Origin of the sequence: Rhodococcus sp. 5A-K4, assembly GCF_046097995.1 — a bacterium.
Lineage (GTDB): Bacteria > Actinomycetota > Actinomycetes > Mycobacteriales > Mycobacteriaceae > Rhodococcus_F > Rhodococcus_F erythropolis.
In genome coordinates this window covers 135,356-145,872 of record NZ_JBJURM010000018.1, presented here as the reverse complement: position 1 = coordinate 145,872, position 10,517 = coordinate 135,356, and the positions used below count along the sequence as shown (strand labels likewise).

The window sequence follows — 10,517 nt, the reverse complement described above, 5'->3', positions numbered from 1 at the left end:
CGGATCCGTTTCCGATGCCGGAGAGCAGGAACAGGGCGATGAATCCGAGAACGAATGTCACCATGATTCCGGCGCTGGCGACGCCCGCGGTGTTGTCGTCCATCGTTCCGGCCGTCACGAGAATCGATGCAGCGAATGCCATGGCGACAAACGTCCACATGGTGATCTTGCCGCCGCCTATCCGGTCGGCCAGCTTGCCGCCGAGGGGGCGAGCGATCGAACCGAGGAGAGGACCGATGAAGGCGATCTGTGCTGCATGCAGCGCGGCCGCGGCCGGAGTGGCACCGCCGGCGAGGAAGTTGATCTGCAGAACCTGACCGAAGGCGAAGCTGAATCCGATGAAGGAACCGAACGTACCGATGTACAGGAAGCTGATCACCCACGACTCGGAGAACTTGAGTGCCTTGGCCATCGAGCGCAGGTCCGACTTCTGGTTGCCCAGGTTGTCCATGAACAGCGCGGCACCGACGGCAGCGGCCGCAATGAACACGAGATAGACAGCGCACACGATCCACGGAGCACGGTTACCGACTGTGGCGATCACCAGCAGACCGATCAGCTGGATCATCGGTACACCGATGTTGCCGCCGCCGGCATTGAGACCGAGCGCCCACCCCTTGAGGCGTTGCGGGTAGAAGGCATTGATGTTGGTCATCGACGACGCGAAGTTGCCGCCGCCGATACCTGCAGTGGCCGCTACCAACATGAACGTGGTGTACGACGCACCCGGGTTCATCATCAGGTAGAGCGTGAGAAGTGTTGGTACGAAGAGGAACAGCGCACTCATGACGGTCCAGTTACGACCGCCGAACCGTGCGGTGGCAACCGTGTATGGAATGCGGAGGACCGACCCGACAAGTGTGGGCACTGCGACGAGGAAGAACTTTCCGGCCGCGTCGATGCCGTAGATATCCGTCGGCATGAACAACACCATCACGGACCAGATCGACCAGATCGAGAAGCCGACGTGTTCGGCTACCACTGACCAGATCAGGTTCCGCTTCGCGATGTCCTTGCCGCCGGATTCCCAGGCGTCGACGTCCTCTGCATCCCAATGCTCGATGTAATGACTCACCAGGGCCTCCTGAATATGTTGGAGACCCAAAGGTAGAAAACGGTTATTGCGCCGGTGCTGCGTGCGATGACCGCGAAGTCAATTGATCCTCACCCGGTAACAAGACCGGGTGTGAGCTAGTTTTTCGCAGGTGCGTGCCAGGAATCCTCGAGCATCCGAGGCTTGCATGCCTGATAGGCGCCCAGGAGCACCACGATCACCGCGACGACGAGCAGGCCGAACGGCGCAGCGTATCCACCGGACACGTCGTGGAAAACGCCGAACAGGAGCGGACCGAGGCAGGCAACGGAGTAGCCGATGCCCTGGGTGAAGCCGGACAGTGCCGAGGAACCGATGTGCGAACGAGTACGCAGGTTGATCAGCGTGAGCGACATCGGGAACGTGCTCGGACCGAGGCCCAGGACGACAACCCACACGACCGGCGCCGCCATCGGGGCAAAGTACAGCCCGCCCATGCCGACCAGGTAGCAGACGGCACACGCGATCACGACAGGGAAGGGATTGGCCATGCGGGCGCACAGGGTCGGCGCACCGAAAGCTGCGACGAGCCCGATCACCGAGAACATTCCGACCATCGTTCCGCCGAACGCATCACTGGCTCCGGCGTCACGAAGGATCGAGGGAATCCACGTGAACATCGAATACGTGATCAGTGAGGTCATGCCGAACATGCCGGCCATCCCCCAGGCCACGGGAGAACGCCAGACCTGACCGCGTGGCTGTTCTGCCACTGCCGCAACCGAATCCGATGCATTCTCGACGGACCCGGCTTCGTTCGCGCGAGCCTTGCGCGAGCGAGCGAGGGTGATCAACCACGGCACGGCTGCGGCGAAGCCGAAGGCGGACCACCAGCCGATCGAGAACCTCCACCCGAAGGCGTCGGCAACCGGGACTGCGACGAACGCCGGAACGATGGTGCCGATCTGCACGGCCACGATGTAGACCGAACTCATGGTGGCGAGGCGATCCGAGAAGTACCGCTTGACCAACGGTGGGATCACGACATTGCCGATTCCCATGCCTGCCAGTGCCAGAGCCGAAAGGGCCAGCAACGACCATGTCTGAGACATCATGGCGCGCAACAGCATTCCGACGCCGGCCATGAGCATCGCGACGAGGGCCGTTCGCTCGAGCCCGATACGTTTCGCGATGGCGGGAGTGATGAGACCGAAGATGGCGAACATTGCGGTCGGAACCATGCCGAAGACACCGACGATCGAGGCGGAGAAGCCGATCTCGTCGCGAATCTCGGCCGCCAAGGGCGAGAACGAGGTCACCGCAAGTCGAAGTACGAGCGCAGACATCGCAATCGCAGCGAAGACGAGCACACGGCCTTGTATCAACGAGCGGGTTTCGGTTCTCTCCAGTTGAGCAGTCACCGGGAAATCATAGGATGACCGGACGAACTCGCACAAGCGCGGTAATCTAACGTCACATTCACACCACTTACCCGGACCCGAGGAAACAACCACGTGCAACCCGTTCGACGCGCAAGTCTCATCTCGCAGGTCACCGAACAACTCCGCAACGAGATCCGGAGCGGAACCTGGCCGATCGGTTCCAAAATCCCCACCGAACCGGAACTGTCGGAGCTGACCGGGACCGGTCGCAATACCGTGCGCGAGGCGGTCCAGGCGCTCGTTCACGCCGGAATGCTGGAACGTCGTCAGGGATCGGGCACCTACGTCGTTGCTGTCTCCGACCTCGGTGGCACTCTCGGCAACTACTTTGCCGGCGCCCACCAGCGGGATGTACTCGAACTTCGGCGCGCACTCGACATCACCGCGGCCACCCTCGCCGCCGCACGGCGAACCGAAGACGACATCGCCGAACTGACGCGACTACTCGAGCTTCGCACCGCGTCATGGGAGGGTCAGGACATCGACGCTGCCACCACCGCGGACGTCGCCCTGCACCGAGCAATCGTCGCGGCCAGCCACAACGAGGTCTACCTGGAGTTCTACGACTCCCTGCTCCCCGTCATCGAGACCACGATCCAACAGCACATCGATGCAACCGGCGAAGGATTCCACTCGCAGCACGCAAACCTCGTCGACGCTGTCGTCGACGGGAACACCGTGGCCGCCTCGAACGCCGCACGCGAGCTGTTCGAGGGCCTGGTCTCGGACTTCGGTACCGGCGCCCCGATCTAGAGCAGCAAGCGCACGATGTCGGAAGTACGGGCCAACCCCGGGAACGCGTCCGCCGTCGAGCGGGGATGCAGAACATGAACTGCCAAGCGGAACATCACCGCACGTAGAAGCATCTGCGGCCACTCGGGGAGATCTTCCCACCGGCCGACCAGTGCCTCGTCTGCCCCGCCCCACGAGATCGCGTCGACCACAGCAACGGCAGCGGCCCACGCAGCCGGTCGCCAATACGGCGTGATGTCGGTGATTCCGGGGGCCATACTGCCCGAGAACAGCACCGTCCCGAACAGATCGCCGTGCACGAGCTGGTCCGGGCTCTGCACCGGCTTCCGCAAAGTAGCGAGCCCGGCAATCAGTTCCAGACTTTTGCGACCGTCAGGAGTGGGCGTCTCGAGTTGCTCGACGCCCTTCGCGATCCTCAGCGGAACCGTTTCCCATGCCGCGCGATCAGCGGCGACGAATACGTCGACCTCGGCCCACGGCGGCACCGGCGGTTGTGCAAGGAAACGCGGGCGCTCGAGCGAGGCCGTCGCCGCATGCAGTCGGCAGGACATCGAGACCACTTCGTCGTGACGTGGTTCCGGCGATCCGACGATGAATGTGTCGGCACGCCAGCCCGAGACGACGTAACGACCGTCGGTCGAACGCACCGGTCGAGCCAGCCGAACGCCGTCGACTTCGAGGTTCTCTCGCACCTTCGCCGACCACGCTGCGCGGGCATGATCCGCGACTGCTGAAAGGACGACGTCTCCACACAGCCACCCGCCGTCCCAATCCGCACCGAGTGGGATGGGATCGACTTCACGGAGGCCGAAGGTGGAGCACACGTGCTGGGGAGGTTGGCCTGTGCTCACACCCCAACGCTACCGGTGCGCGGCGCCGCCTCCCGCGAGGCGCGCCTAGTAGACCGGCAGACTCGCATCCACCTGGTTCGCCCAGGCGATCGCGCCGCCTTGAACGTGAACTGCGTCGGAGAAACCGGCGTTCTTGAGAAAGGCCAGTGCCTCGGCCGAACGAATGCCGGTTTTGCAGTACAGAACTATCTGCTTGTTCTGCGGCAACGTCGCCAGAGCTTCACCGGAAAGGATGCGGTCCTTCGGGATCAGCACCGCCCCCGGCAGATGCATGATGTCCCATTCAACCGGTTCTCGTACGTCTACCAGCTCGATCGATCGTCCCTCGCCGATCATGGCCTCCAGCTCCGGCGCCGTGATCGTAGAACCGACAGCAGCAGCGCTCGCCTCTTCGGACACGACGCCGCAGAACGCGTCGTAGTCGATCAAGGCGGTGACCGGCACGCGGGTCGGATCACGCTGAAGGCGGATCGTCCGGAACGTCATCGCAAGAGCGTCGTAGATCATCAGGCGCCCGAGAAGCGGTTCGCCGATCCCTGTGATGAGCTTGACCGCCTCGGTCGCCATGATCGAACCGACGGTCGCAGGCAGGACTCCGAGCACACCACCCTCGGCGCACGAGGGGACCATGCCGGGCGGCGGCGCCTCCGGGTAAAGATCGCGATAATTCAGTCCCGCGCCGTCCGGGGCGTCTTCCCAGAAGACCGAGACCTGCCCTTCGAAGCGGTAGATCGAGCCCCACACGTACGGCTTTCCGGCGATGACGGCGGCATCGTTGACGAGGTACCGCGTCGCGAAGTTGTCCGTACCGTCCAGGATCAGGTCGTACTCCGAGAACAGTTCGACCGCGTTGGAGTTGTCCAGGCGGAATTCGTGCAACCGGACGTCGACGTGCTCGTTTATCTCGAGAATCGACTCCTTCGCGCTGACCGCCTTCGGGCGTCCGACGTCGGAGCGTCCGTGAATCACCTGACGCTGCAGGTTCGACATGTCGACCTCGTCGAACTCGACGATCCCGATGGTGCCCACTCCTGCGGCCGCGAGATAGAGCAGTGCAGGCGAACCCAATCCACCGGCGCCGATGAACAGGACTCGCGCATTCTTGAGCCGCTTCTGGCCGGTCACGCCCACGTTCGGGATGATCAGGTGCCGGCTGTATCTGGCAACTTCCTCCCGGCTCAACTCGGCTGCCGGCTCCACCAGTGGTGGCAATACGACGGGTGTTGCAGACACCGCGAAACACTCCTAGTTCAAGACGAGATCAGGGATTCTCGATCCGGTCACGCTCGAGGGTACGGCCACGGATTGAAGCGGCACGTGAGTCCGTTCATCGGAACGACGCCCTCGGGATCAAGCCTAGCGATGTCGTTGTTCGCGGTTCCGAAGGTCTGCTGCATCATGATCGGTGCGAGTCCGCCTTCGGTCTCGCACGGCTGATGAGCGGCGTATCCGATGGCATGGCCGACCTCGTGATTGATCTGATACTGCCGATACGAACCGATGTCACCCTGGAACGAAATGGCGCCTCGCACCCATCGCGGTTCGTTGAGCAGGACTCGGTCCATGCTCGGGTTGTAGCAGGATCCTTCGAGTTCGATCTCGTATCCGCAGCCTTCACGGATAGTCATCTGCGAGGTCAAGGAGATCCGGAAGTCCGGCTCGCCCGCGTCGACGCGCCGGAACGCGACCTTGGGATCATTGGTCCAACTCTTCGGATTTGCCAGCGTCTGATCGACCATGCGTCCGTACGATTCGTCACCGCCGAAACCGGTCGTGTCGACGCCGTCCTCGATCTCGACCGTGTACGTGAACTCGCGTTCGGTTCCCTGTCCGACCTTGCCCGTCGTACCCGGTACGACGTGCCACGTTCCGCCGCCCGCGACGGTGAACGGACCACCGTCGGGGAGCGCGCCGGACGGTATCGACGACGCAAAGGTTCCGTCTCCGGCCGGCGGCGCACCGATGACGTCGGTTCCGTCGGTGCTGTGGGCGAGGTCGGCAGTGGCCGACGTCTTGCTCGCGGTGTCTGTGGCGTCCGGACGTACTGCGTCGACGATCACAAGGATGGTGAGCACCACGAGAACCGGAATCGCGTAGGCCCGCCAACCGTATGTCGAGACGAAGCGCCCGAGCTTGCTCTGCTTTCGCGCTGCCCGGTCCGGCCGCGGATTACGCGGGGTTCGGCCCACTTCTCGTTTGGTCGGATCCCACTGGGCACGCAAGGGCTGATGGGAGGAAATGCCGCGATAGTCGCGTTCGCCGTAGGCACGATCATCCGGCACCTCTGGCCGACGTTCGTCGCGGGGCGCTCCAGTTCCGCTACGCATTCGACGTTCCTCACGTTCAGGGTTCTGCGTAGTTCGTCCACGCATGCGCGGTCCCCCTGGGTCAGTCACGTCGTCCAGAATCTCACACACGGCAAGTCGCTCGCCCGGGCTGACCGAAACATGCTGGTCCTGGCGTGTCATGGCAACCCGTCCTGTAACGAGAAAGACCGCTGGTCTCGCTCACCGAGGCACGCGCGACTCGCCCGGGCGACACACGGTATCGTTCATTCGGCTACGACCGGTGTGACGGAGGATACTGGCGGGTACGCACACGCGACTCGCGGATCCGCGCGCCGACCGAATTTACTTTTGCTCAGATTGGAAGCGACATGACAGAACTCGCGGATCGGACAGACTCCGATCGCGGTACAACGGCTGGCAAGCCTGCCGGAACACGTCGCAGCACCCGACTCCCCCGCGATGCGCGCCGCCTCCAGCTCCTCGCAGCTGCAAGTGAGGTATTCGTCGCGAACGGGTACCACTCGGCCGGCATGGACGAGATCGCCGAGTGTGCCGGTGTCAGCAAGCCAGTCCTGTACCAACACTTTCCAGGCAAGCTCGAACTGTATGTCGCAGTCCTGCAGAGTTATGTCGACAGCCTCATCTCGGGTGTACGCCAGGCCCTGCGATCGACGACGGACAACAAACAGCGTGTCCGCGCCGCAGTCCAGGCGTTCTTCGACTTCGTCGACAACGACTCGCAGGGCTTCCGCCTGGTGTTCGAGTCCGACATCATGGGCGAACCTCAGGTCCAGACACGCGTCGAACAAGCCACCGAAGCCTGCGTCGACGCCGTGTTCGACCTGGTCAGTCAGGATTCCGGACTCGATCCGTACCGCGCGCGCATTCTTGCGGTCGGTCTAGTCGGTGCCAGCCAGTTCACGGCGCGGTACTGGCTCGAAGCCGCGCGGCCGATCCCCAAGGAAGAGGCCGTGGAAATCACCGTGACACTGGCGTGGGGCGGTCTCTCACACGTGCCGCTGCAGGCCGAAACCAAGTAGCCGGAACCCGAATGGGCGGGCAGTCTCACGACTGCCCGCCCATTCTGCTGTTACAGCTACGCGTCAGACGGTAGGCGCGAATCCGACCTTGCGGATATCGGACGGACCGATCTCCACGTACGCCACACGAGAAGCCTGCACCAGGAACTTGCGGCCCTTGTCGTCGACGAGAGCCAGAACCGGCTCGCGGCCACCGAGGACAGCCGCGACCAGTGTCTCGACCTCGTCAGGGGTCTGTTCGCTGTTGACGATGAGCTCACGCGGGCTGTCGATTACACCGATCTTGACCTCCACGGTCAACCTCCGAACTGTTCGTGAATTACATCCGTTGTCGACGCAAGGCTAATGCAGCAGCGACCGCCCACGCTCCTCTGCACGCTGTGCCCAGAGCGAACAGGCACCTAGACGAGTCCGAGAATCGCCATCCGCTCGGCGTGCTTTGCCTGCATACCGTCGAACAACGCGACAACTCCGTTGAGGTCACCCGAGGCCGAGATCACCAGATCCGTGAGGTCCTCACGCTGCGCCAGCACGAACTGTGCCTGCGTGATTGCTTCACCCAGAAGACGGCGTCCCCACAACATCAGCCGGTCCTTGGCGCGGGTGCTGGCCTCCACTGCTGCCTTCACCTCGAGCACCACGAACTCCGAGTGGCCCGTCTGGGACAGAACGTCCTCGACGATCTCGGCGACATCCGCCGGGAGGGAGTGCCCGATCTCGCGGTAGAAATCGGCAGCGATTCCGTCGCCGACGTACGCCTTCACGAGCGATTCCAGCCACGTCGACGGTGTCGTCGACGCGTGATAGTTGTCGAGAGCACGAACGAACGGGTCCATGACGGCAAAGATCTCGTGGCCACGTTCCGTCAGCGCCGTTTCCAGAGTCTCGAAGTGGTCCATCTCGGCGGCGGCCATGCTGGCGAACGCCACCTTGCCTCGCAGGTCCGGTGCCATTTGTGCGTCCTCCGCCAACCGGTAGAACGCCGAAATCTCGCCGTAGGCGAGAACGGCAAACAAATCGATCACGCCGGGGTGATCGGAAGCGACTCGGCCTCCGGTTCCAGCGTCCGTCGAAGCATCAAGATCGTGTGCGCCCATGACTACGAACTGTAGTGCTTCGACGGCCGAAGCGACCGCCAAGGACCGCATGTCCGATTCGGTGATCTTCGACATGTCATCGCGAGGGGCGGACAACGTGCAGCTACAATGGTCTTGGGAGTTCGCCAGTTCCCCCCGGCTCTTATGGTTAGCCGGGACGGCTGCTTTAGGTCAGCCGACACGACTGTGCTCACGCGGACCCCACCGATAATGTGCGCGCACCTGCATCGACGGTTGTTGCCCGCTTCGCCGAGATCTCCGGACGGTTCGAATTCGTCCGAGTGGAATTCAGTGCTGAGGCGTAGGCATGACCGAAGAAAAAGAGGGCATCGACATCGGCCGATTTACGGCCTGGCCCCTTACCTTGTGCGTGCGTACCGCCACGAGGAAAGGCTAGTCCCCTGAGCAAGATCACTGTCGACCACGAAGACGAAGCAACCGAGAACACCGTTTCCGTCCAGCTCGACGACACCCATGTACCCCCGAGCTTCGCCGAACTCGGTGTCCGCGACGAAATCGTCCGCGCACTGAACGAGATCGGCATCGAGCGCACATTCGCCATCCAGGAACTCACCCTTCCGTTGGCTCTCGCCGGTGACGACCTCATCGGTCAGGCCCGCACCGGAATGGGCAAGACCTTCGGTTTCGGCGTCCCGCTCCTGCATCGCATCGTCACCGCCGAGAACGGCACGGCTGTCCTCGACGGCACGCCTCGCGCTCTGATCATCGTTCCCACCCGCGAGCTGTGCATCCAGGTCGCTCGCGACCTGGAGAACGCCAGCAAGTACCTCCGAGTCGGCGACCGCGGTCTCCAGGTTCTGCCCATCTACGGCGGTCGGCCGTACGAGGCGCAGATCTCGGCACTGCAGAAGGGCGTCGACGTTGTCGTCGGCACCCCGGGTCGCCTGCTCGACCTCGCCAACCAGTCGCACCTGATCCTGGGCAAAGTGGGCGTTCTCGTCCTCGACGAGGCCGACGAAATGCTCGACCTCGGATTCCTCCCCGACATCGAACGCCTCATGGGCATGGTCCCCGACAAGCGTCAGACGATGCTCTTCTCCGCCACGATGCCCGGCCCGATCATCACCCTGGCTCGCACCTTCCTGACGCAGCCGACGCACATCCGCGCCGAGGAAGCCGAATCCTCCGCAGTGCACGACCGCACGAGCCAGCACATCTACCGTGCGCACGCTCTCGACAAGGCCGAGATGGTCGCCCGTGTTCTGCAGGCCGAAGGCCGCGGCGCGACGATGATCTTCACCCGCACCAAGCGCACAGCCCAGAAAGTCGCCGACGATCTCGCCGAGCGCGGCTTCTCCGTCGGTGCCGTCCACGGTGACCTCGGACAGATTGCCCGCGAGAAGGCCCTGAAGGGCTTCCGCAACGGCAAGGTCGACGTGCTGGTCGCCACCGACGTCGCCGCACGCGGCATCGACATCGACGATGTCACCCACGTCATCAACTACCAGTGCCCCGAGGACGAGAAGACCTACGTCCACCGCATCGGTCGCACCGGCCGCGCCGGACGCACCGGTATCGCCGTCACGCTGGTCGACTGGGACGACATTCCTCGCTGGCAGCTCATCGACAAGGCACTGAGCCTCGGAATCCCCGATCCGGTCGAGACGTACTCGAGCTCGCCGCACCTCTACGAAGAGCTGTCGATTCCGGCCGACGCCAAGGGCACTGTTCGCAGGGCCAAGGCCGCCCCTGAGAAGGCTGCAACCGACAAGGCAGCAACGGACAAAGCAGACGCGCCGAAGACGGCCGACGCCGACGGCAACGAAGAGAAGGCCGCGCCTCGTCGCAACCGGACTCGCCGCCGTACCCGCGCCGGTGCTTCGACCGACGCCGCGACGTCCACCACCGCCGGCGCCACCACAGCTCCCCCTTCGGCACCGGCTGCAACCGCTACCGAGAACTCGGACGAAGACGGAGCGGCCAAGCCGCGTCGCCGTCGGCGTCGTCGCCCCGCGGCTTCCGCGACGGCAGGCGCCGCAGAGTAAGCTGCCG

General features: G+C 63.6%; 10 protein-coding genes. 3 read left to right on the top strand and 7 right to left on the bottom strand.

Annotated elements, in window-relative coordinates:
* A partial coding sequence (locus ACKAMS_RS22500) for an MFS transporter (RefSeq protein ID WP_408989528.1) occupies nt 1-1,078 on the bottom strand: 1,078 nt, incomplete at its 3' end.
* A gap of 113 nt (nt 1,079-1,191) precedes the next feature.
* Nucleotides 1,192-2,454, bottom strand: coding sequence for an MFS transporter (locus tag ACKAMS_RS22495; protein WP_019747810.1), 1,263 nt, complete (start codon nt 2,452-2,454; stop codon nt 1,192-1,194).
* A gap of 93 nt (nt 2,455-2,547) precedes the next feature.
* Between ACKAMS_RS22495 and ACKAMS_RS22490 the strand changes: the two genes are divergently transcribed.
* Complete coding sequence (locus ACKAMS_RS22490; RefSeq protein ID WP_408989526.1) at nt 2,548-3,228, top strand: FadR/GntR family transcriptional regulator; 681 nt, start codon at nt 2,548-2,550, stop codon at nt 3,226-3,228.
* Here ACKAMS_RS22490 and ACKAMS_RS22485 read toward each other — a convergent pair.
* Genes ACKAMS_RS22485 through ACKAMS_RS22475 form a run of 3 tightly spaced genes read right to left on the bottom strand, consistent with a single transcriptional unit; the run spans nt 3,225 to nt 6,406 of the window.
* Complete coding sequence (locus tag ACKAMS_RS22485) at nt 3,225-4,079, bottom strand: TIGR02569 family protein (protein WP_007731227.1); 855 nt, start codon at nt 4,077-4,079, stop codon at nt 3,225-3,227. The two genes, ACKAMS_RS22490 and ACKAMS_RS22485, sit on opposite strands and share 4 nt — an antisense overlap.
* 45 nt (nt 4,080-4,124) lie before the next feature.
* Entirely contained in the window at nt 4,125-5,312 is a 1,188-nt protein-coding gene (moeZ, locus tag ACKAMS_RS22480) for an adenylyltransferase/sulfurtransferase MoeZ (RefSeq protein WP_070386892.1), read from the bottom strand.
* A gap of 47 nt (nt 5,313-5,359) precedes the next feature.
* Nucleotides 5,360-6,406 (bottom strand): DUF3152 domain-containing protein, encoded by a 1,047-nt coding sequence (locus ACKAMS_RS22475; RefSeq protein ID WP_153212496.1) that lies wholly within the window; start codon nt 6,404-6,406, stop codon nt 5,360-5,362.
* Nucleotides 6,407-6,735: 329 nt separating this feature from the next.
* Here ACKAMS_RS22475 and ACKAMS_RS22470 point away from each other — a divergent pair, with 329 nt between their 5' ends.
* Nucleotides 6,736-7,407, top strand: a complete 672-nt coding sequence (locus tag ACKAMS_RS22470; protein ID WP_003942309.1) for a TetR/AcrR family transcriptional regulator — start codon at nt 6,736-6,738, stop codon at nt 7,405-7,407.
* Between the two features lie 63 nt (nt 7,408-7,470).
* On the opposite strand, the gene ACKAMS_RS22465 is transcribed toward ACKAMS_RS22470, so the two are convergent.
* Both ACKAMS_RS22465 and ACKAMS_RS22460 read right to left on the bottom strand, forming a co-directional pair.
* The gene (locus tag ACKAMS_RS22465; RefSeq protein WP_003942312.1) at nt 7,471-7,701 is read right to left on the bottom strand and encodes a DUF3107 domain-containing protein; all 231 of its coding nucleotides are present in this window, start codon (nt 7,699-7,701) and stop codon (nt 7,471-7,473) included.
* Between the two features lie 107 nt (nt 7,702-7,808).
* Nucleotides 7,809-8,504, bottom strand: a complete 696-nt coding sequence (locus ACKAMS_RS22460; protein WP_029255047.1) for a ferritin-like fold-containing protein — start codon at nt 8,502-8,504, stop codon at nt 7,809-7,811.
* A 401-nt stretch (nt 8,505-8,905) separates the two neighbouring features.
* On the opposite strand from ACKAMS_RS22460, the gene ACKAMS_RS22455 reads away from it, so the two are divergent.
* Nucleotides 8,906-10,510 (top strand): DEAD/DEAH box helicase, encoded by a 1,605-nt coding sequence (locus ACKAMS_RS22455; protein ID WP_030244557.1) that lies wholly within the window; start codon nt 8,906-8,908, stop codon nt 10,508-10,510.
* The last annotated feature ends 7 nt before the right edge of the window (nt 10,511-10,517 follow it).